The sequence below is a fragment of the Panacagrimonas sp. genome, assembly GCF_965216805.1.
Classification (GTDB): Bacteria; Pseudomonadota; Gammaproteobacteria; order Nevskiales; family Nevskiaceae; genus Panacagrimonas.
Window position 1 is genome coordinate 1270580 of record NZ_CBDCGN010000003.1, and the last position, 25275, is coordinate 1295854.

Sequence of the window (25275 nt, forward strand, 5' to 3'; positions counted from 1 at the left end):
ACCAGCTTGGGCGGGCCGCTCAGATCATTGAATCGGTGGTGACATCCGTCAGCCCAATCCAACGCTTTCGAGTTTGAACTTCTTTCGGTGCTTTATCCGTCGCATCTGTGGCCGACCGTCTTTTTCTCGGTTCGACAGGCTCTAACCCGCATTTCTCACAGGTCGCCGGAGAATCCCTGGCCATTTCCCGTGCTCACAACATTCTTCGAGTTTCGGTTCGGAAACAGAGTGTCGGAAGATTCTCCGGCGCGTTTGGCCTTGGCAGGGAGTGACTCAATGTCACTCCCGGCTAAGCCAAACGCCGTCCTCGACCGACGGCCATCGCTCGATCCCCCTGTGAGGAATGCGGGCTAAAGATTCACGGGCAACCGGCGCCCTGATGTCGCGCCAGCGCCCAGGCAACGTGCTCGCGCACCACCGGATCGGCGTGTTCGGCGCGCGTCTGCAGCGCCGTCCGCACTTGCGTCGAAGGCGGCGCATTGCCCAGCGCCACCGCCAGGTTGCGTAACCAGCGACCGTAGTCCAACCGGCGCAGCGGCATGCCCTCGGTGCGATGCAGCCATTGCGCCTCGTCCCACTGCCACAGATCCAGCAATTGCGCGGCATCCAGGCCGTGGCGCGGCGCGAAGTCGGGATCCCGTGACGGCTGCGCCTGGCGATTCCACGGACAGGCGAGCTGGCAGTCATCGCAGCCGAAGATGCGATTGCCCATCAGCGGGCGTAGTGTCTCCGGAATCGAGCCGTGATGTTCGATGGTCAGATAGGAAATGCAGCGACGGGCGTCCACCGTGTACGGCGCCACGATGGCGCCGGTCGGACACTTGCGCATGCAGGCGCTGCAGCGGCCGCAGCCGTCGGGCACTGCGGCTGCGTCGTCGGCCGGCAGCAACAGGTCGGTGAACAGCTCGCCCAGGAAGAACCACGAGCCTTCATCGCGCTGGATCACCAGGCTGTGCTTGCCGATCCAGCCCAGCCCGGCGTTGCGCGCCAGGGCTTTTTCCAGCACCGGCGCGCTGTCGGCAAACACGCGGTAGCCGTGCGGGCGGATCGCCTGCTCGAGCCTGCGACCCAGGCGCAGCAGGCGTGCGCGCAACACGCGGTGATAGTCGCGGCCCAGCGCGTAGCGCGAGATGTAGGCGCGCGAGCGGTCGGCCAGCACTGTGTCGGCGTCGGCGGCGTCGGGCCAGTAGGGCAGGCGCACCGAGATCACGCTGAGCGTGCCGGCGTGCAGTCGGCGCGGATCGGCGCGCAACTCCGCATGCCGCTGCATGTAGGCCATGGAACCGTGATAACCCAGCGTCAGCCAGCGCTGCAGGCGGGACAGGTCGTCGCCGAGTTCCAGGTGGGCCACACCGGCATCGGCGAAGCCCAGTTGTCGGGCCCAGCCGCGCAGGTCCTGCGCCAGCGTTGCGACCGCGTCATTCACTGGTGCGCGCGGGCTGTTCGGTCCGCGACGGCCGGCCGCATACTTGCATCATGACCACGGCAGACTGGCATGTTCATCGTCCGCAATTGTATTCGGCAACGCAGGTGCGCGAGCTGGACCGACGCGCCATCGAAGATGGCGGAATCCCCGGCTACACGCTGATGCGGCGCGCCGCGCAGGCCGCGTTCGACGCGCTGCGCGCTCACTGGCCGCATGCGCGTGCGGTCGCGGTGCTGTGCGGTCCCGGCAACAACGGCGGCGACGGTTACGAACTGGCGCGCATCGCCTGCGCTGCCGGCTTGCAGGTGCAGGTCGCGAGTGTCGGCGGCTTGCCCAAGCGCGGCGACGCCGTGCATGCACTGGCGGCCTGGGTGGACGCCGGCGGTGAGGTGAGCGGATTCGACGAGACTTTCGTCCGCGGCCCGATGGCGCAGGCCGATGTCCAGGTCGATGCGATCTTCGGCATCGGCATCGATCGCGAAGTCGGCGGAGTCGCGCTTGCTGCAATCGAGGCGATCAATGCGCGTGCGTCGGCGCAGGCCGCGCTGGCCATCGACCTGCCGTCCGGGTTGGACGCCGATACCGGAGCGGTGCACGGCACCGCGGTACGCGCCGACGTTACCGTCAGCTTCATCGGCCGCAAGCTCGGCGTTTACACCGGCGCCGGCCCCGACCACGCTGGCCTGCGCGAGTTCGCCGACCTTGGCGTTGACCCCGGATTGCTGCAACAGGCGCCCGGCGTGGCCGAACTGATGCAGCTTGAGGAGCTGGCGCCGGCGCTGCCCAGACGCGCCCGCGATACGCACAAGGGTCGCCATGGTCACGTGCTGATCGTCGGTGGCGATCTCGGCATGGCCGGCGCTGTGCTGCTGGCGGCTCGTGGCGCCCTGCGCGCGGGAGCCGGGCTGGTCAGCGTGGCCACCCGCGCCGCACACGCGCTGCCGCTGACCGCGGCACAGCCCGAAGCGATGTTTCATGGCATCGAGCGGGCGGACGATCTTGCGCCCCTGTTGCCCCGCGCCGACGTCGTTGCCATCGGCCCCGGGCTGGGCACTCGGGAATGGGGTCGGACGCTGCTGGAGGTTTGCCTGCCGGCGGCCGCAGCACGGGTGATCGACGCCGACGCCCTGAACCTGCTGGCGCAGGACGGGTGCTGGCCGCTGCCGACCGGCACCGTCATCACCCCGCATCCGGGCGAAGCGGGGCGCCTGCTCGGGCGTCGTACCGGCGAAGTGCAGGCACAGCGCCTGCAGGCAGCGTGCGATCTGCATGCCCTGACCGGCGCGGTCGTCGTGCTCAAGGGCGCCGGCAGCCTGGTGGTGGACGGTCACCGTCGCCTGCTGTGTCCCCTGGGTAATCCCGGTATGGGCGCGGGCGGCACTGGCGACGTGCTGACCGGTGTCATTGCCGCCCTGATCGCGCAGGGCCTGGCGCCCGCCGCCGCCGCCGCCGTAGGCGTGCTGGGGCATGCGCGGGCCGGCGATGTGGCGGCGGCAGCGGGCGAGCGTGGCCTGCTGCCTGGCGATCTGATCGCGCAGCTGCGGGCGGTGCTCAACCCATGATGCGACTGATCCTGGCGGACGAGGCCGCCACCCTGGCTCTGGGCGCCCGGCTGGCGGCGGGCCTGCTCACTGCGGGCGGCGGCGTGGTCTATCTCTACGGCGATCTGGGTGCGGGCAAGACCACGCTGGCGAGAGGCCTGCTGCGTGCCGCTGGCGTACAAGGCACCCTGCGCAGTCCCACCTACACCCTGCTGGAGCCCTATGCCGCGGCCGATCAACGCTTGCTGCATCTGGACCTGTACCGGCTGGTGGACCCTGAGGAAGTGGAATACCTGGGCGTGCGCGACTATCCGCCGGATAGCACCGTGTGGCTGGTCGAATGGCCGCAACGTGGCCTCGGTCATTTGCCGCCAGCGGACGTCGTGGTGCGCCTGCAGCATGACGGTCCGGCACGGCTGGCGGAATTGGAATGGCCCAGCGGCCGGGTCACATTCGACCAAGTCACATTCGACATTAAGTAGAACCCATATCTCGCTGTTTGAATGGCAAATAAATCTTGCATTCGACGAAGTCGCGGGCTAAGGTCGCGCGTGATCCCGGCCTGATAGAACGCCCATGCGCGTGCTTTGCCTCCTGACGCTGTGCTGTCTCGCCTCGGTCGCGAGCGGCGCAGAGCTGCGCGACCTGCGGCTTTGGGAATCGCCGGAGGGTACGCGGGTGGTGTTCGAACTCGATCGCGTGCCTGGGCACAAGGTGTTCACCCTCGACAATCCCGCCCGCATCGTTATCGATCTGCCCGCGACCCGCGGACTGCAGACCGCCCACGCGGCCCAGGGCAAGGGTGATGTCCGCTCGGTGCGCGCCGCCGAACGCGAGGACGGTTCCCTGCGCGTGGTGCTGGACATGGCACGAAACGTCGAGCCGCGCGTCTTTCTGCTCGACCCGGCGGAACAGTACGGGCACCGGCTGGTGCTGGACATGCCCATCCCCGAGGGCGCGCAGGCAGTGCCCGAGGCCGCCGTTCACGCCGGTCCACCGGTGGTGGCCGAAGCTTGGCAGCCGCGTCCCATTGTGGTCGCCATCGATGCCGGCCATGGCGGCGAAGATCCGGGCGCCATCGGCAAATCGGGTCTGCAGGAGAAGAATGTGGCGCTGGACCTGGCGCAACGCCTGGCCCGGCTGGTCAATGCCGAGCCGGGTTTTCGCGCGGTGCTGACGCGCGACGGCGACTACTACCTGGGCCTGCGCGAACGCGTCACCCGCGCGCGCAAGGCGCAGGCCGATCTGTTCGTGTCGGTGCATGCCAACGCGCTCAAGAACCGCAGCATGCGCGGCTCGGCGGTCTACGTGGTGTCGCCGCGCGGCGCCAGCAGCGAGCACGCCCGCTGGCTGGCCCGCCGCGAAAACGCCGCCGATCTGGTCGGCGGCATTGCGCTGGAGAACAAGGACGACGAACTGGCGGCGGTGCTGATCGACCTGTCGCAGTCCTCCACCATGGAAGCCAGTTTCGACGTCGGTGGCCGCATGCTGCAGGCCCTGGGCAAGGTCAACCAGTTGCAGCGCACCCAGGTGCAGCAGGCGGCGTTCGTCGTGCTCAAGGCGCCGGACATTCCGTCGGTGCTGGTGGAGACGGCCTTCATCACCAACCCGACCGAAGAAAAATTGCTTCGCGATCCTGCCGGCAAGCAGCGACTGGCGCAGTCCATGTTCCTGGGCATCAAGGGCTATTTCGAAAGTTACCGGCCGCGCGAATCCGGGCGCACCGTCGCCGGAGCGGCGCCGCGCCTGCAGAAGGTTCGCACCGAATAACGGCCACACGCGGCGACTAAACAAGGCCGCCGCCGAGCGATACAAAAGGGGCGGGTGGGCGGGGAGGGACGTAGGGCCGCGCAGCAATGCGCGGCCCTATTGTTTTGAGCATGTCCTGTTGTCCGTGGTGAACGCGGCAGGTTTGACGCGGACTGCGCAGAACACGCATCCGCCACGGACGTCACCGATTTCACCGATCAAAGTCAGTCGCTTTTGCGGGCCGGCCGAATCGCCGATGCGGTGAAGCGATAACCCCCGGTCTGCCTGATCGAACCGCGTTCATCCTGGTCATCCGTGGCAGCAGAATCCTGACGTGCCGCCCGCGCGATCCGATGTCGGATAATCGCGTTCCCGTGAGCGAGCCCGATGCCAATCCGAATCCCGCCCGATGTTCTGATCAGCCAGATCGCTGCCGGCGAGGGTGAGTCCGCGCTGTTTTGCGACCACCGGTCGCTGGCTTGGCGAACGGGCGAGGCCGTGACGGTCTCGCCCCGGCCACCGAGCGGGCTGGGGTGTGGAAGATGAGCGCGATCCGGATTCTGCCCGATGTTCTGATCAACCAGATTGCTGCCGGCGAGGGTGAGTCCGCGCTGTTTTGCGACCACCGGTCGCTGGCGTGGCGAGCGGGCGAGGCCGTGACGGTCTCGCCCCGGCCACCGAGCGGGCTGGGGTGTGGAAGATGAGCGCGATCCGAATTCTGCCCGATGTTCTGATCAACCAGATCGCTGCCGGCGAGGTGGTCGAGCGCCCAGCCGCTGTCATCAAGGAGCTGGTCGAGAACAGCCTGGATGCCGGGGCGCGCCGCGTCGACGTGGAGCTGGAGCAGGGCGGTCTGGGCCTGATCCGCGTGCGCGACGACGGCGCGGGCATCGCGGCTGACCAGCTGGCGCTGGCGCTGCAACGGCATGCCACCAGCAAGATCCGCGACCTCGAAGACCTGGAGCAGGTCGGCAGCCTGGGTTTTCGCGGTGAGGCGCTGCCCAGCATCCTGTCGGTGGCGCGTGTGACCCTGGTTTCGCGCACGGGCGCCGATGACCACGGTTGGAGTCTGAGCGGCGCGGGTGCACTGGCCATGCCGGTGCACCCGCAGCCGGTCGCGCGGTCGCCGGGCACCACCGTCACGGTCGCCGACCTGTTCTTCAACACGCCGGCGCGACGCAAGTTTCTCAAGAGCCCGGGCACTGAGCTGCGGCACGCCGAGCAATGGTTGCGACGGCTGGCGCTGGCGCGCATGGACGTGGGCCTGAGTCTGCGTCAGGAGGCCCGCCGCGTGCTGGAACTGACTCCAGCGCTCGATCAGTCGCAGCGCGAGTCGCGCGTGGCACAGGTTTGCGGCAACGAGTTCTTCGAACATCGGGTCCTGGTCGACGAGTCGCGCACGGACCTGCGCCTGTCCGGCTGGTTTGCGCGTCCCAGCTTTTCGCGCGCGTCGGCCGACCTGCAGTATTTCTTCGTCAACGGCCGTTGCGTACGCGACCGTTTGGTGGCTTACGCGATCCGCCGGGCGCTGGCCGATGCCATGCACTCCACCCGGCATCCGGCCTTTGTGCTGTGGCTGGAAATCGATCCGCGCGGCGTCGATGTCAACGTGCACCCGCAGAAAACCGAAGTGCGCTTTCGCGAGTCCGGTCGCGTGCACGATTTCCTGTTCGGCGCCATTCAGCAGCGCCTGCGCGCGCTGCGCCCGGATCTGGCGCAGCACCAGGTCGGCTTTGCGGTGCGTGGCGACGCGGTATCGGCGACTGCGGTGACTTCATCGCCTTCGCGGCCATCGGTGTGGGAAGTGCGCGAGCCGCGGTTCGAGCAGACCGGATGGGCGCTGCTGCAGGGCGCCCGCGACGGCGCGTCGGCGGTTCCCGCGACCGCGTCGGCGCCTGCCGCCACCGAAGCTGCCGGGGCGCACGCACTGGGGCAGGCCCTGGCGCAGTTGCACGGCGTTTTCATCCTGGCGCAGAACGCGCGCGGGCTGGTGCTGGTGGACGCTCACGCCGCGCACGAACGGGTGCTGTACGAACGCATGAAGCAGCAGTTGGCCGCCGGACGCATCGCTTCGCAGGCGCTGCTGGTGCCCTTGTCGGTGAGCTTGGCCGAAGACCAAGTCGATGCGCTGGAAGCCCGCCGCGTGGAGCTGTCCGCCCTGGGCCTGGAACTGGACCGCGCCGGCCCGGCCTCGCTGCTGGTGCGTGCGGTGCCGCCGGTGCTGGCGCGCGAGGACGTCGCCAGCCTGGTGGCGGGCCTGGCCGACGAACATGGACGCACCGCGCCGCATGCGCATCTGGGCGAGGTGCTGGACGCGCAAAGCCGGGTGCTGGCGGACGTGGCCTGTCGTGCAGCGATCAAGGCCAACCGGCGGCTGAGCCTGCCCGAGATGGACGCCCTGCTGCGCGACATGGAGCAGACCGAGTTGTCGGACCAGTGCAATCACGGTCGGCCGACCTGGGTGCAACTGGGTCTGAGCGAGCTGGACCGATTGTTCCTGCGCGGGCGCTGATGAGCACCGGCGGCGGCGCGATCCTGCTGATGGGCCCGACCGCGGCAGGCAAGACCGGGCTGTCGATCGCCCTGGCCCAGGCGCTGGCGGCGCGCGGCCAGCCAGCGGAGATCATCAGCGTGGATTCGGCGCAGGTGTATCGCGGTATGGATATCGGCACCGCCAAGCCGGATCTGACCGAGCGTGCCGGCATCGCGCATCACCTGATCGACGTCTGCGATCCGACCGAGCCGTATTCGGCGGCCAGATTCCGCGATGACGCCCTGGCCCTGGTGGCGCGGATTCGCGCACGCGGCCACCTGCCGCTGCTGGTCGGCGGCACCATGCTGTACTTTCGCGCGCTCACCCGCGGGCTGGACGAACTGCCGGCCGCCGACGCCGGGCTGCGCGCCCGGCTCGCTGCCGATGCGCGGGAACTGGGCTGGCCGGCCCTGCACGCGCGGCTGGCGACCTTGGACCCGGTGACCGCGCAACGACTGCACCCCAACGACAGCCAGCGCATCCAACGGGCTCTGGAGGTGGTGCTGCACTCCGGCCGGCCCCTGAGCGAGTTGCACGGCCGGCGAGGCGGGTCCGTCGCCGGGCTTGCATTCCTCAAGCTCGCCCTCAATCCCGGTACACGAGCACAGTTGCATGCGCGCATTGCAATGAGATGGCAACACATGCTGGGGCAAGGTCTGCTGCGGGAAGTGTCGGCCCTGCACCGTCGGGGCGATCTGCATGAGGGATTGCCGTCGATCCGTGCGGTGGGTTACCGGCAGCTGTGGGGCCACCTGCAGGGCGAGGCCAGTCTGGCTCAGGCCCAGGAGCAGGGATTGGCGGCCACACGGCAGTTCGCCAAGCGCCAGATCACCTGGTTACGGTCTGAGCACGATCTTTGCTGGATGAACTCGGACGCGCCCGATAATGTCGATACGGCGCTGAAGCGTATCGACGGATGGCTGTCGGAAACGTCATGCTAAGCTCCGCAGCCTCGCGGGCGGTGTACTCGCAGTGCGGTTAATAACGAAATGCCTTTGGGGATCAAAACCATGTCGAAAGGACACACATTGCAGGAACCATTTCTGAATGCCCTGCGAAAAGAGCGGATTCCGGTCTCCATCTATCTGGTCAACGGCATCAAGTTGCAGGGGCAGATCGAATCGTTCGATTCGTTCGTGGTGCTGTTGAAGAATAGCGTCAGCCAGATGGTCTACAAGCACGCCATCTCCACCATCGTCCCTGCCCGTGCGGTTCGTCTGCACGATCCCGAGGCTGATCAGGGCGCCGGCGACGCCCCGCCCGCCTGACGTCGCTTGTCTGTCCAGGCGCTGTTCGATCGTCCGCCGACCGGGCAGCGTGCGGTCCTCGTCCACCTGCAGTTTCCTGGCGCGGACTTCGAATCTGACCGGCGCGAGTTCGAGGAACTGGCGCGCTCGGCCGGTGCCCACATTCATGCACTGATCGGCGGGTCGCGGGTCAAACCCGATTCCGGGTTGTTCGTCGGCAGCGGCAAGGCTGACGAAGTCGCCGCCGCGGTCGCCGCGGCCGACATCGAGCTGGCGATCTTCAACCACGATCTGTCCCCTAGCCAGGAGCGCAATCTCGAAAAAGTCCTCAAGTGCCGCGTGCTGGATCGCGCCGGCCTGATTCTGGACATCTTCGCCAGCCGCGCCCGCTCGCACGAAGGCAAGCTGCAGGTCGAGCTGGCGCAGTTGCAGCACCTGGCGACCCGCCTGGTGCGTGGCTGGACTCATCTCGAACGACAGAAGGGCGGTATCGGCCTGCGCGGTCCGGGCGAAACGCAGCTGGAAGTCGACCGGCGCCTGGTACGCGACCGCATCGCCACGCTCAAGCGTCACCTGGAAGAGGTGCGCCGCCGCCGCGCCCAGGGCCGCGCCTCGCGCCGACGCAACGAAGTGCCCTCGGTATCGCTGGTCGGCTACACCAACGCCGGCAAGTCCACCTTGTTCAATGCCCTGACCGGCGACCGTGCCTACGCCTCCAGTCAGCTGTTCGCCACCCTGGACACCACGGTGCGGCGGTTGGAGCTGCCGGTCGGCGAGTCGGCGGTGCTGGCCGACACGGTGGGTTTCGTGCGCGATCTGCCCCACGATCTGATCGCCGCATTTCGCGCCACCCTGGAAGAATCCCGGGACGCCGATCTGCTGCTGCACGTGGTCGACGCCGCCGACCCGGAGCGCATGGCGCGCATCGAGCAGGTCAGCGCGGTCCTGCACGAAATCGGTGCAGGTTCGGTCCCCAGCCTGCAGGTGTTCAACAAGATCGATCTGCGCGAAGGCGAGGAGCCCCGGATCGAGTTCGACGAGCAGGGTCGTCCGCAGCGCGTGTTCGTCTCCGCCCGCAGCGGCGCCGGCCTGGACCTGTTGCGCGATGCCATCGCGCAATCTCTGCGTCCGGCGGTGGATGTGTTCGAGCTGACTCTGCCGCCGGCGGCCGGGCGTCTGCGCGCGCAGCTGTTCGAATCGCGCGCGGTGCGGCAGGAGTCGCTGGACGACGCGGGGCAGTTCCGGCTCGAAGTCGCGATGCCCTACGCGCGCTTGCGCGGGCTGTGCGTGGCCGCCGGGGTGCCGCCGCCGCCCGAGCCGCGCGTGTTTGAGGAATGGGAAGTCCCCCCCTAGAATCCGCGGTTGCGGTCCCCATTGAATCTGCGTAGGCGCACAATCGGCCGCGACACACCGGCGGACGCGTGGCAAGGTGGCGCCTGCATCGACCTCTACAGAACCATAACGACGCCCCTCATGGCTTGGAACGAACCCGGACCCAATCGCGACCCCTGGAATCAGGGGCCTGGCGGCAAACCCGGCGGTGGCGGACCGCCCGATCTGGACGAGATGATCAAGCGCCTCAAAGCGCGATTCGGTGGCGGCTCCAACGGCGGCGGTCGCGGCCGCGGCGGCGGCGTCGGCGGGCCCTTCCCCAAGGCGACGATCGGTATCGTCGCCATCGTTGTCGCGGCGCTGTGGCTGGGGTCGGGCTTCTATGTGGTCGATGAACAGGAACGCGGCGTGATCCTGCGATTCGGCGCCTACGACCGCACTTCGACGCCGGGTGTCGGCTGGCGGGCGCCGTGGCCGATCGAGTCCCTGGAGCACATCAACGTCACCCGGGTGCGCCAGGTGACGGATCGCCAGAGCATGCTGACCAAGGACGAGAACATCGTCGATATCGAACTGACCGTGCAGTACCGGGTGTCGTCGGCGGAAGATTTCCTGTTCAACGTGCAGGACCCCGACATGACCCTGCAGCAGGCCACCAAATCGGCGGTGCGCGAAACCGTGGGCCAGAGCGAGATGGACTTCATCCTCACCGCCGGCCGCCAGTCCATCGCCGAAGACACCAAGGTGCTGCTGCAGGACAGTCTTGACGACTACAAGGCCGGTCTGATCGTCACCGAAGTCAACCTGCAGCAGGCGCAGCCACCGGAAGCGGTGCAGGCAGCGTTCGCCGACGCCATCAAGGCACGCGAAGACCAGGAGCGCCTCAAGAACGAGGCCGAGGCCTACGCCAACGATCGTCTGCCCAAGGCGCGTGGTGCCGCCGCCCGCCAGGTGGAAGAAGCCACCGCCTATCGCGAACAGGTCGTGGCGCGCGCCGAAGGCGACGCCTCGCGCTTCAGCCAGCTGGTTGCCGAATACCGCAAGGCACCGGCGGTGACCCGCGACCGCCTGTATCTCGACAGCATGAGCGATGTGATGTCCGGAAGCTCCAAGATCATGATCGATGTCGACCAGGGCAACCCGATGTTCTATCTGCCGCTGGACCAGTTGCTGAAATCCTCGCCGCGCTCGGAGGGCTACCCGCAGGACTACGTGACCCTGCCGTCGCCCACCGGTAGCAGCACCGCCGCAGATTCGTCGCGCTCGCGCGACCGGGGTCGCCCGTGATGAAGAACGCTCCCATCCTGTGGGTCGCCCTGGCGCTGCTGGCGGTGGTTCTGGTCAACGCCAGCTTCTTCACCGTGGACCAGCGCGAGCGCGTGCTGCTGTTCCAGCTCGGCGAGATCCAGGGCGTGGACTACGAACCGGGCCTGCACGTCAAACTGCCGTTCGTTCAGAACGTGCGCCGCTTCGATGGCCGCGTGCTGACCCTGGACAATCTGACCGAAAACTTCCTCACCATCGAGAAGAAGAACGTCGAGGTCGATTACTTCGTCAAGTGGCGTATCGCCGACACCACCAACTACTACCGCGCCACCGGCGGCGAAGAGCTGGTGGCCATGGATCGGCTGGCGTCCATCGTCAACCGCGGCCTGCGCAACGAATTCGGTTCGCGCACCATCCAGGAAGTGGTTTCCGGCGAGCGCGACGAGTACCTGCGCGCGGTTGAACAGAGCGCCGCCGAGGCGGTTGACGACCTCGGCATCGTGATCGTGGACGTGCGCGTCAAGCGCGTCGACCTGCCGCGCGACGTCAGCGAATCGGTGTATCAGCGCATGCGCGCCGAGCGCACCCGCGTGGCATCCGACCTGCGTGCGCGCGGTGCCGAAGAGGCCGAGCGTATTCGTGCCGGCGCCGACCGCGAGGCGCAGGTGACGCTGGCCAACGCCTACCGCGAGTCGGAAATGCTGCGCGGCGAAGGTGACGCCAAGGCGGCCGAGATTTACGCCGCTGCGTACGGTGCCGACAGCGAGTTCTTCCGCTTCTACCGTTCGCTCAACATCTACCGGCAATCCTTTGGCACCCGCGACAACGTGCTGGTGCTGGAGCCTGACGGCGAGCTGTTCAAGTACTTCAAGGGCGAAGCGCCTTAAGTTCGGGCATGGCCTGGAGCGACCTGCTGACGGCCCTGGGCCTGTTGCTGGTGATCGAGGGGGTGCTGCCGTTTATGTCGCCCGCACGATTCCGCCAAGCCCTGCTGAACTATGCGGCGGTGGAGAATCGCTGGATGCGCGGGCTGGGGCTGGCCAGCATGGTGGTGGGGCTGCTCATTCTCAACGCGGTAAAATGACCGGCCGGCCGGCTCGTCGCCGGCTTTCCTCTACCTTTTCGGTTAGTCCATGGGCACCAAACGCTGGATGCTGCCTGACGGCATGGAAGAAGTACTGCCGCCGGTTTCCTGGCAGCTGGAAGAACTGCGCCGCCGGCTGCTGGATCACTACCGCGGATCCGGGTACGAGCTGATCCTGCCGCCGCTGGTAGAGCATCTCGACGCCCTGCTCACCGGCACCGGGCACGATCTGGAACGCCAGACCTTCAAGTTCGCCGATCCGCAGGGTGGGCGCATGCTGGGCTTGCGGGCCGACATGACGCCGCAGGCCGCGCGCATTGCCGCCCGCCGTTACGCCGATCGTCAGGTCGTGCGGCTGTGCTATCTGGGCACGGTGCTGCGCACCGCGCCGGACCATCCGGGCGGACCGCGCTCGCCGCGCCAGGTCGGTTGCGAACTGTTCGGCGAGCCCGACCTGTCGGCGGATCTGGAGGTGCTGCGGCTGATGCTGCGCACCCTGGAGCTGGCCGGCGCGCGCGAACTGCATCTGGACCTGGGGCACGTCGATATCTATCGCGCCGTGATCGCCAGCGTCGCCTTGGATATCGAAGACGAAAACGCGCTGTTCGAGATCCTGCAGCGCAAGTCGCATCCCGACCTTGCCGACTTCGGTCGCGCCCGCGGTCTGGACAGCGCGGCGCAGATGCTGGCATCCCTGATGGACCTCAACGGCGACGTGTCGGTGCTGCAACGCGCGCGGCAGGCGCTGGTTGTGGATGCGACCGTCGATGCGGCGCTGCGTACGCTCGAACGAACCGCGCAGCATCTGTCGCGCGAGTTCCCGTCGGTACCGATCCATGTCGATCTGGCCGAACTGCGCGGCCTTCGCTATCACACCGGACTGGTGTTCGCCGCCTTCGTCCCCGGGTTTGGCCGCGAACTGGCACGCGGCGGGCGCTACGATGGCGTCGGTCGCGAGTTCGGTCGCGCGCTGCCGGCGACCGGCTTTTCTGCCGACATGAACGAACTGCTGCGGCTTGGCGAAAGCGGACAGTAGCGTTGCAGTAGCGTTAAAGAATCACGCAAAGGCGCAGAGGGGCACAGGCGCGGACAAAAGCTTTGCGTGACATTTTTGCATCCTCGCATTCTTTGCGTGGTTCTTGAAAAGGTCTGAGAAATGGGCAAAAGCGTAGTCGTCATCGGCGCCCAATGGGGTGATGAAGGCAAGGGCAAGGTGGTGGACCTGCTGACGGATCGTGTCCAGGCAGTGGTGCGCTTCCAGGGCGGGCACAACGCCGGCCACACGCTGGTGATCAACGGCGTCAAGACCGCTCTGAACCTGATCCCCTCCGGCATCATGCGGCCCGGCGTGGCCTGCCTGATCGGCAACGGCGTGGTGCTGTCGCTGCCGGACCTGGTCAAGGAGATCGAAAAGGTCGAGGCCACCGGCGCGTCGGTGCGCGATCGCCTGCGTATATCCGAAGCCACGCCGCTGGTGCTGCCGGTCCACGCCAAGCTCGACCAGGCGCGTGAAAAAGCGCGCGGCGAGGCCAAGATCGGCACCACCGGCAAGGGCATCGGCCCGGCGTACGAGGACAAGGTGGCGCGTCGCGCGATCCGCGTCGGCGATCTGTTCCATCGCGAACAGTTGGCGGCCAAGCTCGGCGAGCTGCTGGCCTTCCACAATTTCGTGCTGATCAACTATTTCAAGGAAGCGCCGGTCGATTTTCAGCAGACCCTGGACGATCTGTTGCGCGACGCAGACATCGTCAAGCCGATGGTGTCGGATGTCACCGAATTGCTGCGCCTGCATCTGCGCCGCGGCGACAACGTGCTGTTCGAAGGCGCCCAAGGCGCGCTGCTGGACATCGACCACGGCACCTATCCCTACGTGACTTCCAGCAACACCACCGCCGGTGGCGCGGCGACCGGTACCGGCGTCGGCCCCCGCGAACTCGACTACGTGCTGGGCATCGTCAAAGCCTACGCCACGCGCGTCGGATCGGGACCGTTCCCGACCGAGCTGGACAACGACGTCGGCCAGGCCATCCGCGACAAGGGCCAAGAATATGGCACCGTCACCAAGCGTCCGCGCCGGTGCGGCTGGTTCGACGCAGTGGCGGCGCGCCGGTCTATCTTCAACAACAGCGTCACCGGCCTGTGCGTGACCAAGCTCGATGTGCTGGACGACCTGGATGTCATCCGCATCTGCACCGGTTATCGCCTGAACGGCCAGCCGGTGATGGTGCCGCCGATCGGTGCCGAAGGTTTCGGCAAGGTCGAAGCGGTGTACGAGGAAATGCCGGGCTGGAAAAGCAACACCTACGGCGTCACCCGCCACCAGGACCTGCCGGTTGCAGCGCAGCGCTACCTGCAGCGCATGCAGGAGGTGACCGAAACCGAAATCGCGCTGATTTCCACCGGGCCCGATCGCGATCACACCATGGTGCTGCGCAACCCGTTCGATTGAACCGTCTTCGGTAACCGGCTGCGCGCATTCCAGCTTGCCGAGCGGTCTTGCACCGGCGCCCGCGCGCGGATGTGTCAGCGCTGGCGTCGCCGGTAGTTCTCCGGCGCCTCGAACGTGCCGGACCAGACACCGAGTTTCGATCGACGTGCGCGCGCCTGGTCGCTGGCGTAAGCACCGTCGCTGTAGCGTCGATAGTCCAGCGCCCAGCCCTGGCGCACCATCCAGCGGTTGAGTTCCTGGTCGCTAACCTGGCAACGACCGACCAGACGCCCATGGCTATCGGTGTCCACTGTGCGACAACTCACCGTGCGTCCGTCCACGCGCGTTCGCAGCGCCTGCGCCGCTGCGCGGCCGCAAGACCAGCGCCGGCCGTCGCGGGTGCAGCTCTGGCTGCCCTCGGGGGCGTCGATGCCCCACAGACGAACGCGCCGGCCGTCGATTTCCAGGCTGTCGCCGTCGACCACCACGGCGTCGCCGCGCACGGTCGACGCCGCGTTTTCTGCGCCGACCCACAGCAGCAGGCACAGCAGATGCAGGATCGCCGTCGGCAGCTTCGTCGCGAAAACGCCGGGGGGTAAGGATGACGCGGAGGAGCGCCGGTACGCGCTCGTCGGCCTTTTTGGCGCACCGCACGACGGACTCGATGGCCGATCCCGTTTCATTCTCGGAACTCGCGCGTCGTAGCGGGTGGAGGGTTCATTGCGGACAAAGATTAACGCAGCGTCGAATCGCACAGCACCGCCACATTCAACACACAGACTTACCCCCCGTGGCAGGCCTGCCCCGGCGGTAAACTGCCGGTCCCGGCTGTCCCGCCCAGTGCTTCCGCGACCCATGGCCCAAATCCGACCGCTGACGGCGCAGACGCGCCAGGCGCCCTATTCGATCGAAGCCGAGCAATCGGTGCTCGGAGGCGTGCTGCTGGACAACCGCACCTGGAACGACATCGCCGATCGCCTGGGCGAGAACGACTTCTATCGCGCCGATCACCAACTGATCTGGCGATCGATCTCCGAACTGGTCTCCGGCGGCAAGCCCTGCGATTTCGTCACGCTCAGCGAGCACCTGCGCGCGCGCAATCTGCTCGAGGAAGCCGGCGGACTGGCCTATCTGGGGTCCCTGGCCAACGACACGCCCAGCGCTGCCAATGTGTCGGCCTACGCCGACATCGTGCGCGAACGCTCGGTGCTGCGCAGCCTGGTGGCGGCCGGCGGCGACATCGCCGAACTGGGCTACCGGCCGGAAGGACGCGAGGCGGGTGAGTTGATCGATCATGCCGAGCAGAAGGTCTTCGCCATCCGCGAGCACGGCGCCAAGGCACGGTCGGACTATTTCGGCATGCCGGCGGTCCTCGACCAGGTGTTCGAACGCATCGATGCCGCGCGCCTGAACCCGCAGGGTGCCACCGGGCTGCCGACCGGTTTCATCGAGTTCGACAACAAGACCACCGGCCTGGGGCCAGGCGACCTGATGATCCTGGCGGCGCGTCCGTCCATGGGCAAGACCTCGCTGGCGATGAACATCGCCGAGTACGTGGCCTTCGACCGGCGCGAGGCGGTGGCCATGTTCAGCATGGAAATGAGCGCCGAACAATTGGGTTTCCGCGTGCTGTCCTCGCGCAGCGGCATTCCGCTGCACAAGTTGCGCAACGGCGACCTCAACGATCAGGAGATGGATCACCTGGTGTGGGCCATCGGCCGTCTGCGCGAAGCGCCGCTGTTCATCGACGAAACCGGCGGCCTGTCGCCGATGGACCTGCGCGCCAAGGCGCGGCGCCTGGCCATGCGCGAAAACCTCAAGCTGCTGATCGTGGATTACATCCAGCTCATGCAGGTGCCCGGCATGCGCGACAACCGCGTGCAGGAAATCAGCGAGATCTCGCGCCAGTTGAAGGGCCTGGCCAAGGAACTGGCGATTCCCGTCATCGCGCTGTCGCAGCTCAACCGCGGGGTAGAGCAGCGCGACAACAAGCGGCCGCGCATGTCGGACCTGCGCGAGTCCGGCGGTATCGAGCAGGACGCTGATCTGGTGGTGTTCATCTACCGCGATTGGGTCTACAACAAGACCTCCGACGAGCGCGATGCCGAAGTCATCATCGCCAAGCAGCGTAATGGTCCGCTGGCGACCATCCCGGTGCAGTTCATCGGCGCCAATACCAAATTCGAGAATCCGGTGGGCGGAGCGCCCTACGAATGACGCGGCGTGCCGCGGCCGCAACGTCGCCATGATTCCGAGAGTGACCGCCACCGTCGATCTGGCCGCCGTCCGCCACAACCTGGCGCAGGTGCGCCGGCTGGCGCCGCGCTCGCGGGTGATGGCGGCGGTCAAGGCCGACGCCTACGGTCATGGCGCGGTGCCGGTGGCGCGCACCCTGGACGCGGCCGGCGTGGACATGCTGGCGGTCGCCTGCATGGAGGAGGCGCAGGTGCTGCTGGAGTCGCACGTGCAGGCGCCGATCGCGCTGCTGGAAGGCGTGATCTCCACCGACGAGGCGGCGCTGGCCGCTTACGAAGGTCTGCAGGTCGTGGTTCACGATTTCTGGCAGATCGAGCTGCTGGAGACGATGCCGGCGGAATCCAATATCGCGCTGTGGTTCAAGCTCGACAGCGGCATGCACCGCCTGGGATTTCCGCTGGACGCGGTGCCGCGCCTGCGCCAGGTCCTGAAGCGTCATCCGGCCTGGCGTTTTCAGGGCTGGATCACCCACCTGGCGCGCGCTGACGAAACCGATTGCAGTGCCACGCCCGAGCAGATCGCCGCCTTCGACGCGGCGCTGGAAGGCGTGCCCGGGGCGCGCTCCATCGCCAATTCAGCAGGCCTGATCGCCTGGCCCGATGCGCGGCGCGACTGGGTGCGACCGGGCCTGGCCTTGTACGGTGCCAGTCCGCTGCCGGGTCAGACTGGCGCCGACCTCGGCTTTCGTCCGGCCCTACGACTGGAAAGCCGTCTGCTGGCGATCCGCACCTACGAGGCCGGCAGCCCCATCGGTTACGGCGCGGCCTATGTTTGCCCGGAGCGCATGTCGGTGGGCGTGGTGGCGGTGGGCTATGCGGACGGCGTCCATCGCTCGTTCCCGAACGGGACCCCGGTGCTGCTGCGCGGACGCCGTGCGCCGCTGGCGGGCCGGGTGTCGATGGACATGATCACCGTGGATCTGCGCGGCATCCCCGATGCGCGGGTCGGCGACCCGGTGACGATCTGGGGCGACGGTCTGCCTGCGGAGGAGATCGCGGCCTGCGCCGGCACCCTGTCCTATGAGCTGTTCTGCGGACTGACCAATCGCGTGCGATTCCGCTACGTCGGCGAGGTCTGAACCTGCGGCTGTTCATGCCCTGAAAACCGCGGTGGGACGCGGCTTGCGCGGATGAACACGGATCAACCTCGAAAAAGCATTTGCCACGGATTGCACGGATGACACGGATTGAAAATCGGCGACTTGCCAGCGCCAATCAACCTACCAAAAGCGGTTGAACGCAAAGGACGCAAAGACCAGCAAGCAAGGCGCAAATGAAAACACTGTGGACTGCGTTCACCCATCTGGTGCAGGGCGCCGTCCAGAAAATCCTTGGCGTCCGTTCTGTTGGTTTCGCGGCTTTGCGTTGAAATGCGGCTTCCAGTCGAGGCACCCGATCGGTGCAGCAAAGATTCTCGGCAGATTTATGTTTTGATCCGCGTTGATCCGTGTTGATCCGTGAAATCCGCGGCAAGGGCGTTTTCCCGGGTTGGAAAGCGCCGTGCAATCAGCCGACCCGCATGTACTGCATGCGGGTGCCGGCCAGATCGATCTGATCCTGGTCGTTGAGCTTGTGCGGCTGGTCGTCGATCTCGCGGCCGTTGAGCATCAGTCGCTTTCCGCTGCTCGCGCCCACCTGCACGATGTAGTAACCGTCGGCACGGCGCGTGATGGCCGCCACCTGCACACCGGGCCGGCCGATGGTGGTGAGCGGTTTGACCAGCTCCAGTTCGCGACCCAGGTTGGGGCCGCTGATCAGCCGCAGCTTGCCCAGGACCGGCTTGGGCGGTGCGGCCAGGGTGGAGGGGTTCAGGTTGCCCGGATTGGGTCGCGGCATCGGCCTGGCGGCGGGCGCAGAGGGCGAGGTGGCAGGCACTGAGGGCATCGACGGTACGGGCGCGAACGATCGCGCCGGACGCAGGATCATGGTGCGATCGTCGGCCGGCTCTGCGTTCGGATTGCCCAGGAAACGCAGGCTGTTGCGCCCCAGCGACACGATGTCGCCGTGCGCCAGCGCGTGGCGCACAACGGTCTGGCCGTTGACCTGGGTGCCGTTGGTGGAGCCCAGGTCTTCCAGGAAGGAATCGTCGAGGATGGTGACGATCACCGCATGGCGGCTGGACACTGCCTTGTCCGCCAGCACGATGTCGTTGCCGACCTGGCGGCCGATGGTGACGCGCTCCTTGTCGAGCTCGAAATCATAGGTCCGGCCCTCGGTGTCGGTGATGACAAGCTTGCTCATGACGCTTCCCCAGAACCGCTTGGTTGTACCCGTTGTGCGAAAAATCAGATCCAGTCCAGCAGCCTTGCGTACCAGGCGCGCCCTCGGCCGAAGGGCCGATCAACCCGCGCCAGGATTACCGACACGTTGTCCTTGCCTCCCTGGGCCAGGGCCAGATCCACCAGGTTTCCGGCCGCGGCCGGCAAGTCGTCGCCGTAGCGGTGCAAGCTTAATCGCATCGCTTCGTCCGGCACCATGTCGCTGAGCCCGTCCGAGCACAGCAACAGGAAATCGCCCACGTCCAGGGCTTCCTCGGTCACGTCCACCTTCACTTGCGGGTCCACCCCCAGCGCGCGAGTGACGATGTTCTTGCGCACCATGGTGGCGGCGTCTTCGCGGCTGAAGTGGCCCTTCGCGACCAGTTCTTCCAGCAGCGAATGGTCGCGGGTGACCTGGCGCAACTGGCCGAAGCGATAGCGGTAAAGGCGCGAGTCGCCGACGTGGGCGACAACCATGCGGTTGTCGTGCAACAGCACTGCGACCACCGTGGTACCCATGCCGGCCATCTGTGCGTCGGACTGCGCGGCCCGGAAGATGGCCTGATGCGCGGCCTGCACGGCGTGCTCCAGCAACACCGCCTCCGGCGAGGGGCCGTCCTGACGGACCCGCGCCGACAGGGACGACTCTTGCCACTCTGTGCGCACGACATCGACGATGGTGCGGACGGCGATCTGACTGGCGACCTCGCCGGCGTTGTAGCCGCCCATGCCATCGGCCAGCACCAACAGGCCGATTTCCGGATCTTCGGCGACCGAGTCCTCGTTGTTGCCGCGCACCTTGCCGACATCGGTGCACAGCGCGGTGGCGATGCGATTGCCCAGGGCCATGTCAGTACAGTCAGTACAGGCGGCGAAGATCGGCGGCGACATCGCGGCCGCGTGCATGGCGCCCCGACGGCTGCTTGTGCAGCAGCCGTTCGATCAGCGCGTCCAGTTGCGGCGGCAGATCGCGGCGCAGGCTGCACGGCGGCGAATGCGCGGCATTGGCGATGCAGGCCATCAACTCGGCGAGGCCCTGCGCCTGGAACGGCAGCTGCCCGGTCAGGAGCTGGTAGGCGGTGACGCCCAGCGAGAACAGATCCGAGCGGCCGTCCAGGTTGCGCCCGGCGAGTTGCTCGGGACTCATGTAGGCGGGCGATCCCCGCACGGTGCCGCCGGCGTGGCCGGCGCCGATCACGCCGGCCACGCCGAAGTCGGTGATCTTGATGCGGCCGCTGCGGTCCTCGCGCAGCAGATTCGCCGGCTTGATGTCGCGATGGATCACGCCTTGCGCATGTGCGTAGTCGAGCGCTTCGGCCGCATCGGCCAGATACGCCAGCACTTCGGAATGCGGTAGCAACGTGTACGGGCGCGTGTGCCGGCTCAGATCCTGACCCTCGACGAGTTCCATCGCGATGTAAGCCAGGTCGCGATCCTCCCCAGCATCGTAAATCTGCACGATGTGCGGATGCGACAGCCGGCCCGCCGCCGCCGCCTCGGCAAAGAAGCGCTGCTTGATCGGGGCTGGATCGCCGGCGTCGAGTGCTGCGGGCAGGCTCAGCGTCTTGATCGCCACCTGGCGGCCGATCTTGGGATCCAGGCCCAGATACACGATGCCGGTGGCGCCGCGGCCCAGCTCGCGGTCGATCTGATAGCGCCCCAGGCGCGACAGCAGCGGCTCCGGCGACGCCGCCGACAGCCGCTGCTGCAGCAGCCGGCGCGCCAGCGGCAGCGCCAGGCCGCCCAGGGCCAGCACCGCCGCCGGTGCCGTCAGCGGCAGCCACAGCGACCACGCGGCCAGCAGGTAGAACTCGCAAAGCAACAGCAACACCGCGGCGCTCAAGGCCGCGGTCAGCGCCAGGTGAGCGGCCAGCGGCGCCAGGACTCCGGCAATGACGCCCAGCGCGGCGAGCACCAGCACGCCGGACAGCAGCGGGCTGTTGCCGCCCGCCACGGTGACGGTTTGTCCCTGCAGAAGCAGCGACACCCGATGCGCCAGGGCGATAGCCGGTTCCAGGCGCGGCCAGCCCGGCAGCGATACCCGGGGTTGCGCGTCGACCCCGCCGACGATGACCACGCGATCCTGCAGTTGCGAGGCGGCCACGCGCCCCTGCAGCACGTCTTCTGCCGAGTGCACGTTGAAGGCCGGGCGACCGCTGCTGCGCGGATGTGCACGCAGTCGCAGGGCGTGGGAGCCCCCGCGCAGCACCCGCTCGCCCAGACGAAGGTCGCCGGTGGCAATCAGGTCGCCGCGGTCCCGCCCGAGTGCCGCCGCCGCGGCGGCCAGACTCATCGCCGGCAGCGCCGCGGATTCGCCGGCGGGTCCGATCCATCCCGGCTCTGCGCGCAGTACGCCGTCGGCGTCCGCGGAGTCGGGCTGGATTGCCACCGCCCAGGCCGCGGCGGCCAGGCGCGCGTCCAGCCCGGCGGGCGGTGGCGGCCGCAGCAGAATCACCGGGGCGGCGTCGCCGAGGGCTCCGATCAGGCTCGCGGCGTTATCGGCCTGATCGGCGGTCGGCCCGGCCAGGGCGTGCAGACGTTCGAGCTGCGGCGGGAACCTGCCCGACAGCCCCAGTTCGCGCCACTGCCGCAGCAGCGCATTCACCTGCGGCTGGTCGGGGTCGGCGCGTGCCAGCAACTCGCTTTCGAACGCGAACAGCGCCTGTCCGAGCTTGGGCAGGATCTGTGTTTGCATCAGTTCGCGCGACAGCGCGGCGGCGTTAGCCGACTCCGCGGCATCCGCCGCCAGACTCAGCGGCTCGGCGATGGCGATCGCCTTGGCGCCGGCCCGATCCAGCGCGGCCAGCAACGCCGCATAGCGGTGCGGCGTTGTTTCACCCTGGCGCCACTGCACGACTGCGACCCGGTCCGAAGGCGGCGGCGTTCCGGCTTGCACCGCCAGGTCGTAGAGCGCGCGCTGCAGCGTCTGCAGGGGTCGCATCAGCAGCAAGGCCAGCAGCGCGGCAATGGCCGCCGCGGCGCCCGCGACGAGCGCAGTGCTGGATGGAAGACCGCCTGATCGGTGCAGCACTGCGACTCCCTTCGCCTGCGTTCTGCGCGCTGGATGCAGCGATACTAGCGTGGAACTTGCGCGACCAGGATCAGGGAGTTGCCTTAGCGATGGCCAAGGTGAAAACCGGCTACGTGTGTCAGAACTGCGGGACCGCCGCATCGAAGTGGTCGGGGCAATGTGCCGATTGCGGTGCCTGGAACAGCCTGATCGAAACCGCGGCGGTGTCGGTCCGCGGGGGCGGTGGTGCGCGCGCCGCGTCCGGTCATGCCTCGCAGATCCGACGGCTGCACGAGGTCGACGCCGAGTCCGCCCCGCGGCTGCCCTGCGGCATGCCGGAGGTGGATCGCGTGCTCGGCGGCGGTCTGGTGCGGGGCGCGGTGATCCTGATCGGCGGCGATCCCGGCATCGGCAAATCCACCTTGCTGCTGCAGGTGCTGGCCGCGGTGGAAGGGCGCATGGACACGCTCTACGTCACCGGCGAGGAATCGCTCAGCCAGGTGGCCATGCGCGCGCAGCGTCTGGGTCTGCCGCGGGTGGACCTGCCGGCGCTGGCGGAGACCTCGGTGGAAACCATCCTCGCCACCTTGTCGGCGAGCCGGCCGGGGCTGGTGGTGATCGACTCCATCCAGACCCTGTACACCGACGCGCTGGATTCGGCGCCGGGTTCGGTGTCGCAGTTGCGCGAGTGCTCCGCGCAGCTGGTGCGACATGCCAAGGCCAGCGGCACCGTGGTGATCCTGGTCGGCCACGTCACCAAGGAAGGCGCCATCGCCGGCCCGCGCGTGCTGGAACACATGGTCGATACGGTGCTGTATTTCGAGCACGACCCCGGTTCGCGCTTCCGCTTGATCCGCGCGGTCAAGAACCGCTTCGGAGCGGTCAACGAGCTTGGCGTGTTCGCGATGACCGACGGCGGTCTCAAGGAAGTGAGCAATCCGTCTGCGCTGTTCCTGTCGCGCCACGAACACGCGGTGCCGGGCAGCGTCATCACCGTCACCCGCCAGGGCTCACGGCCGATGCTGGTGGAAGTGCAGGCGCTGGTGGATCGATCCATCATCGGCAGCCCGCGCCGGGTGGCGCTAGGGCTGGAAGGCAATCGCCTGAACATGCTGCTGGCCGTGCTGCACCGCCATGGCGGCATCGCCCTGGGCGATCAGGACGTGTTCGTCAACGTGGTCGGCGGCATGCGCATCTCCGAGCCCGCCGCCGACCTGCCGCTGCTGCTGGCGTCGCTGAGCAGTTTTCGCGGCCGCCCGGTGCCCAACGACCTGATCGTGTTCGGCGAGGTCGGCCTGGCCGGCGAAATCCGCCCGGTGCAAGGCGGCGAGGAGCGTCTGATCGAAGCCGCCAAGCAGGGCTTCAAGCGCGCCCTGGTGCCGGAGGCGAACAAGCCGCGCAAGAGCGTGAAGCTGGACCTGCAGGTGACGCCGGTGAGTCGGCTCGAAGATGCCTTGGCGTTTGCGCAGTAGCGGGTAATGAGCGCAGCAAGTCTCGTGGATTCACCCAGGCCGTCCTCCCGAAATTCGCTGTGCTCGTTGCAGGCTGCTCGAACGGCCGATGCGCTGCAGCTTCGGCAGTAGACCAGCCGCCATCTGGCGCCGCACGGCTTGAGCCGGCGCTCTGCGACAATGGTCGCCGCCCGTCGCGCCAGCGTTTCCTTTCCCGCTCCGAATGTCCTCGCCGGTTTCGCGTCACGACCCTTACGCTGCGCTGCGCTTTTCAAACTTCCGCAATCTGATGGGGGGCACCTTCCTCATCACCTGCGGCTTGCAGATGCAGCGGGTGGCCTTGGGCTATTCGCTGTACCTGATCACGCGCGATCCGCTGTCGCTGGGTCTGCTGGGTCTGGCCGAGGCGGTGCCCTTCATGGGTCTGGCCCTGTTCGGTGGGCATCTGGCGGACCGGCGCAACAAGCAGCGCATGATGCAGATGGCCGGCGGGGTGTTTCTGCTCGGCACCCTGATCCTGCTGGTGGCCTCGTTGCCCACCGTGCGGGTGGGGCTGAGCGATGCCGCCATCGCCGGCCTGATCTATCTGGTGGTGTTCATTGAGGGCTTGGCGCGCGGTATCTACAGTCCCGCCAACGCCTCGCTCAAGCCGTTTCTGGTGCCGCGCGAGCACTACGGCAGTTCGGCGACCTGGAGCAGCATGTCCTGGCAGTCTGGCGCCATCCTGGGGCCGGCGCTGGGCGGATTCGCCTTCGCGGCGTTCGGCCTGCCCGGTACCCTCGCGGCGGTGGCGCTGCTGATCGTGGCCAACATCGTGCTGATCGGTGCCATCCGCATGCCGGCGGCGGCGCTGGTACGCCAAACCGGCGAAGGCGTGTGGCGCAGCCTTGGCGAGGGGCTCGATTACGTCTGGCGCACGCCCATCATCCTGTACTCGATTTCGTTGGACATGTTCTCGATGCTGTTCGGCGGCGTGGTGGCGATCCTGCCGATCTTTGCCGAAGACATTCTGCGCGTCGGCCCGGAAGGCCTGGGCATTCTGCGCGCAGCGCCGGCGGTGGGCGCGGTGGCGACGATGGTGCTGTGCGCCTGGTTTCCGCCCACGCGCCACGCCTGGCGCAATTTGTTGTGGTCGGTATTCGGCTTCGGCCTGGCCACGCTGGTGTTCGGCCTGTCGACCCACTTCCTGGTCTCGGTGATCGCGCTGGCGGCGACCGGCGCCTTCGACAGCGTCAGCGTGATCATCCGCGGCACCCTGCTGCAGACCATGGTGGAAGATCGCATGCGCGGGCGGGTGGCGTCCGTCAACAGCGTCTTCGTCTCCGCGTCCAATGAACTGGGCGCGCTGGAATCCGGTGTCGCCGCCAAGCTGATGGGCGTGGTGCCCTCGGTGGTGTTCGGCGCCTTCGCCACCTTCGCGACCGTGGGTTACGTGTGGCGCCGGTCGAAGGCGCTGCTCGCGGTGCGCCTGTGAGACCGACCCCTTGCGGCTTGACGAACCGGTCGGCACGCCAAGTAAACTCGCGGACCTCTAACGGGGAGTAGCCGGAGCCACAAGGCTCCTGCCGTGCCGTCAGCACGGAGTGTCGAAGGCACCACGCCTTGGCATCTCCCGGCACCGCGGTCCACACCCTCGACATCGGTGTGGCTGGCAAGACCGGAACGGGTTTGGTCAACGCCTGTGTCCGTCATTTA

Annotated in this window: 22 protein-coding genes; 16 read left to right on the forward strand and 6 right to left on the reverse strand. The window is 67.5% G+C overall.

Annotated elements, in window-relative coordinates; genetic code table 11:
* Positions 1–358: 358 nt before the first annotated feature.
* Positions 359–1426 (reverse strand): tRNA epoxyqueuosine(34) reductase QueG, encoded by a 1068-nt coding sequence (queG, locus tag ACOOHP_RS18800; RefSeq protein WP_420468009.1) that lies wholly within the window; start codon positions 1424–1426, stop codon positions 359–361.
* Between the two features lie 50 nt (positions 1427–1476).
* On the opposite strand from queG, the gene ACOOHP_RS18805 reads away from it, so the two are divergent.
* From ACOOHP_RS18805 to ACOOHP_RS18815, 3 genes are all read left to right on the forward strand, one after another.
* Entirely contained in the window at positions 1477–2988 is a 1512-nt protein-coding gene (locus ACOOHP_RS18805; protein ID WP_420468010.1) for an NAD(P)H-hydrate dehydratase, read from the forward strand.
* A complete protein-coding gene (gene tsaE, locus ACOOHP_RS18810) occupies positions 2985–3449 on the forward strand; it encodes a tRNA (adenosine(37)-N6)-threonylcarbamoyltransferase complex ATPase subunit type 1 TsaE (protein ID WP_420468011.1) in 465 nt (154 codons plus the stop codon). Before ACOOHP_RS18805 ends, tsaE begins: the two co-directional genes overlap by 4 nt.
* 94 nt (positions 3450–3543) lie before the next feature.
* Positions 3544–4737, forward strand: coding sequence for an N-acetylmuramoyl-L-alanine amidase (locus tag ACOOHP_RS18815; protein WP_420468012.1), 1194 nt, complete (start codon positions 3544–3546; stop codon positions 4735–4737).
* A gap of 203 nt (positions 4738–4940) precedes the next feature.
* On the opposite strand, the gene ACOOHP_RS18820 is transcribed toward ACOOHP_RS18815, so the two are convergent.
* On the reverse strand, positions 4941–5342 hold the full coding sequence (locus tag ACOOHP_RS18820) for a hypothetical protein (RefSeq protein WP_420468013.1): 402 nt from the start codon (positions 5340–5342) through the stop codon (positions 4941–4943).
* Positions 5343–5416: 74 nt separating this feature from the next.
* Between ACOOHP_RS18820 and mutL the strand changes: the two genes are divergently transcribed.
* The 9 genes from mutL to ACOOHP_RS18865 all read left to right on the forward strand — a co-directional run bounded on the left by mutL (position 5417) and on the right by ACOOHP_RS18865 (position 14627).
* The gene (mutL, locus tag ACOOHP_RS18825; protein WP_420468014.1) at positions 5417–7228 is read left to right on the forward strand and encodes a DNA mismatch repair endonuclease MutL; all 1812 of its coding nucleotides are present in this window, start codon (positions 5417–5419) and stop codon (positions 7226–7228) included.
* Positions 7228–8190: a tRNA (adenosine(37)-N6)-dimethylallyltransferase MiaA gene (gene miaA / locus ACOOHP_RS18830; protein WP_420468015.1), complete on the forward strand. Its 963-nt coding sequence runs from the start codon at positions 7228–7230 to the stop codon at positions 8188–8190. Before mutL ends, miaA begins: the two co-directional genes overlap by 1 nt.
* A 69-nt stretch (positions 8191–8259) precedes the next feature.
* Positions 8260–8517, forward strand: coding sequence for an RNA chaperone Hfq (gene hfq, locus ACOOHP_RS18835; protein WP_420468745.1), 258 nt, complete (start codon positions 8260–8262; stop codon positions 8515–8517).
* Positions 8518–8538: 21 nt separating this feature from the next.
* A complete protein-coding gene (gene hflX, locus ACOOHP_RS18840; protein ID WP_420468746.1) occupies positions 8539–9849 on the forward strand; it encodes a ribosome rescue GTPase HflX in 1311 nt (436 codons plus the stop codon).
* A 120-nt stretch (positions 9850–9969) separates the two neighbouring features.
* Positions 9970–11115 carry an FtsH protease activity modulator HflK gene (gene hflK / locus ACOOHP_RS18845; protein WP_420468016.1) on the forward strand — a complete coding sequence of 382 codons (1146 nt, stop codon included), beginning with the start codon at positions 9970–9972 and terminating at the stop codon, positions 11113–11115.
* Positions 11115–11981 carry a protease modulator HflC gene (gene hflC, locus ACOOHP_RS18850; RefSeq protein ID WP_420468017.1) on the forward strand — a complete coding sequence of 289 codons (867 nt, stop codon included), beginning with the start codon at positions 11115–11117 and terminating at the stop codon, positions 11979–11981. Before hflK ends, hflC begins: the two co-directional genes overlap by 1 nt.
* Positions 11982–11989: 8 nt before the next feature.
* Positions 11990–12178 carry a DUF2065 family protein gene (locus ACOOHP_RS18855; protein WP_420468018.1) on the forward strand — a complete coding sequence of 63 codons (189 nt, stop codon included), beginning with the start codon at positions 11990–11992 and terminating at the stop codon, positions 12176–12178.
* A gap of 49 nt (positions 12179–12227) precedes the next feature.
* Positions 12228–13214, forward strand: a complete 987-nt coding sequence (locus ACOOHP_RS18860) for an ATP phosphoribosyltransferase regulatory subunit (RefSeq protein WP_420468019.1) — start codon at positions 12228–12230, stop codon at positions 13212–13214.
* A gap of 120 nt (positions 13215–13334) precedes the next feature.
* Complete coding sequence (locus tag ACOOHP_RS18865; RefSeq protein ID WP_420468020.1) at positions 13335–14627, forward strand: adenylosuccinate synthase; 1293 nt, start codon at positions 13335–13337, stop codon at positions 14625–14627.
* 74 nt (positions 14628–14701) lie between these two features.
* On the opposite strand, the gene ACOOHP_RS18870 is transcribed toward ACOOHP_RS18865, so the two are convergent.
* Positions 14702–15109: a thermonuclease family protein gene (locus tag ACOOHP_RS18870; RefSeq protein WP_420468021.1), complete on the reverse strand. Its 408-nt coding sequence runs from the start codon at positions 15107–15109 to the stop codon at positions 14702–14704.
* Between the two features lie 352 nt (positions 15110–15461).
* On the opposite strand from ACOOHP_RS18870, the gene dnaB reads away from it, so the two are divergent.
* Positions 15462–16823, forward strand: a complete 1362-nt coding sequence (dnaB, locus tag ACOOHP_RS18875) for a replicative DNA helicase (protein ID WP_420468022.1) — start codon at positions 15462–15464, stop codon at positions 16821–16823.
* Between the two features lie 40 nt (positions 16824–16863).
* A complete protein-coding gene (alr, locus tag ACOOHP_RS18880) occupies positions 16864–17940 on the forward strand; it encodes an alanine racemase (protein ID WP_420468023.1) in 1077 nt (358 codons plus the stop codon).
* Positions 17941–18367: 427 nt separating this feature from the next.
* Here alr and ACOOHP_RS18885 read toward each other — a convergent pair whose 3' ends face one another.
* The 3 genes from ACOOHP_RS18885 to ACOOHP_RS18895 are packed head-to-tail and all read right to left on the reverse strand — an operon-like array spanning position 18368 to position 22150.
* The gene (locus ACOOHP_RS18885; protein ID WP_420468024.1) at positions 18368–19102 is read right to left on the reverse strand and encodes an FHA domain-containing protein; all 735 of its coding nucleotides are present in this window, start codon (positions 19100–19102) and stop codon (positions 18368–18370) included.
* A gap of 44 nt (positions 19103–19146) precedes the next feature.
* Positions 19147–19968, reverse strand: a complete 822-nt coding sequence (locus ACOOHP_RS18890) for a Stp1/IreP family PP2C-type Ser/Thr phosphatase (RefSeq protein WP_420468025.1) — start codon at positions 19966–19968, stop codon at positions 19147–19149.
* 10 nt (positions 19969–19978) lie between these two features.
* Positions 19979–22150, reverse strand: a complete 2172-nt coding sequence (locus ACOOHP_RS18895) for a protein kinase domain-containing protein (protein WP_420468026.1) — start codon at positions 22148–22150, stop codon at positions 19979–19981.
* An 89-nt stretch (positions 22151–22239) separates the two neighbouring features.
* Here ACOOHP_RS18895 and radA point away from each other — a divergent pair, with 89 nt between their 5' ends.
* Positions 22240–23601, forward strand: a complete 1362-nt coding sequence (gene radA, locus ACOOHP_RS18900) for a DNA repair protein RadA (protein WP_420468027.1) — start codon at positions 22240–22242, stop codon at positions 23599–23601.
* A gap of 202 nt (positions 23602–23803) precedes the next feature.
* Positions 23804–25054: an MFS transporter gene (locus tag ACOOHP_RS18905; protein ID WP_420468028.1), complete on the forward strand. Its 1251-nt coding sequence runs from the start codon at positions 23804–23806 to the stop codon at positions 25052–25054.
* The last annotated feature ends 221 nt before the right edge of the window (positions 25055–25275 follow it).